This window comes from Streptomyces sp. NPDC012474, from assembly GCF_042955185.1.
Classification (GTDB): Bacteria; Actinomycetota; Actinomycetes; order Streptomycetales; family Streptomycetaceae; genus Streptomyces; species Streptomyces cahuitamycinicus.
In genome coordinates this window covers 1-1667 of sequence record NZ_JBIBEP010000052.1, presented here as the reverse complement: position 1 = coordinate 1667, position 1667 = coordinate 1, and the positions used below count along the sequence as shown (strand labels likewise).

The 1667-nt window shown below is 70.0% G+C and carries 1 protein-coding gene; it reads left to right on the top strand.

The genetic code is table 11. The annotated features are described in order from the left end of the window. The first annotated feature begins 124 nt into the window (after positions 1-124). Complete coding sequence (locus ACFY9S_RS40625) at positions 125-1501, top strand: IS1380 family transposase (protein WP_391139180.1); 1377 nt, start codon at positions 125-127, stop codon at positions 1499-1501. The last annotated feature ends 166 nt before the right edge of the window (positions 1502-1667 follow it).

Sequence of the window (1667 nt, the reverse complement as noted above, 5' to 3'; positions counted from 1 at the left end):
TAGCCTCGCGCTTTCACGTGGCAGGGCGTCCGGTAGGTGATCAGAAACGCGGAGAGTGCTCCTGACCTGCAACGATGTGACTTGTCTAGGGTCCAGGTCGTCGCGTGAAAGAAGCACTCTCCAGGTGAAGAAGCGTATCGGGTCCTACCCGTGTGTCCGTACCGAAGGTGGTGGTCGCGGGGTGGTCTCCCAGGCCGGCGGTGTGCTGCTGGTGGAGACGATCCACAAGACCGGCCTGGACAGGGCGATATCGGTGGCGTTGGCGCCGTGGCGCAAGTCGCGGGCGGTGCATGATCCGGGCAAGGTCCTGCTGGATGTGGTGCTGGCGGTCGCGCTGGGCGGGGACTGCCTGGCGGATGTGGGCATGCTTCGGGCCGAGCCGGCCGTGTTCGGGCCGGTCGCCTCCGACCCGACGGTCTCCCGCCTGATCGACACCCTTGCCGCCTCGGGCGAGAAGGCACTGACCGCCATCCGCACAGCCCGGTCCGAAGTCCGCTGCCGGGTCTGGACGTTGGCCCGCGACCGGGCTCCGGACGCCGGTGGGCAGGTCACCGTGGATCTGGACGGAGTGCTGGTCATCGCCCACTCGGACAAGCAGGACGCCGCCCCGACCTGGAAGAAGACCTACGGTCACCACCCGCTGATGGGCTTCGTCGACCACGGCCCCGGTGGCACCGGTGAACCTGTCGCCTCCCTTCTGAGGGCGGGCAACGCGGGCTCGAACACGGCCGCCGACCACATCGAGGCCGCCCGCCTCGCCCTCGCTCAGCTGCCCACGAAGTACCGGCGCGGGCGGCAGACCTTGATCCGCTGCGATTCCGCGGGCGGCACCCACGAGTTCGTCGCCTGGCTCGCCCAGCGCGGGCGCTGGCTGTCCTACTCGGTCGGCATGGTGATCACCGAGGCCATTCACCAGCACGTCCTGAAGATCCCGGCATCGGCATGGACACCGGCCGTCGAGGCCGGCGGCGAGGTCCGCGACGGGGCCTGGGTCGCCGAACTCACCGGCGACCTGCTTGAGGGCTGGCCGAAGGGCATGCGGCTGATCGTCCGCAAGGAACGGCCGCATCCCGGGGCCCAGTTGAGGATCACGGATGCGGACGGCATGCGGATCACCTGCTTTGCTACCAACACCGCCGGCCGTCCCAGCGCCGAACTCGAGCTCCGTCACCGGCTGCGGGCCCGGGCCGAGGACCGCATCCGAGCTGCCCGCGCGACGGGCCTGCGGAACCTGCCCCTGCACGACACCGCACAGAACAAGGTCTGGCTGGAGATCGTCCAGATCGCTCTCGACCTGCTGGCCTGGATGCCCATGCTCGCCCTGACCGGCCAGACCCGGCTCTGGGAACCCCGCCGCCTCCGCTTCCGCCTGTTCTCCGCAGCCGCCCAGCTCGTCACCACCGGCCGGCGCCGCATCCTCCGCCTCGCGGCCCACTGGCCCTGGACCCGGGAGATCACAGACGCCCTCGCACGGCTCGCACTCCTGCCGAACCCCGGCTGACCAGCAGCTTCCCTACCCCTGCGAGTAGCACCACCCCACCCGGAGCAGTGGAACCCGGCGCCCACCCGACGCGACACTCGGGCCCACGGCCTGCCCGGCATCAGCCACCGAAAGCGAAACGGCCCACCGACTCCGTCGGCGGACCGTCAAGAAAGATCGAGGCTAG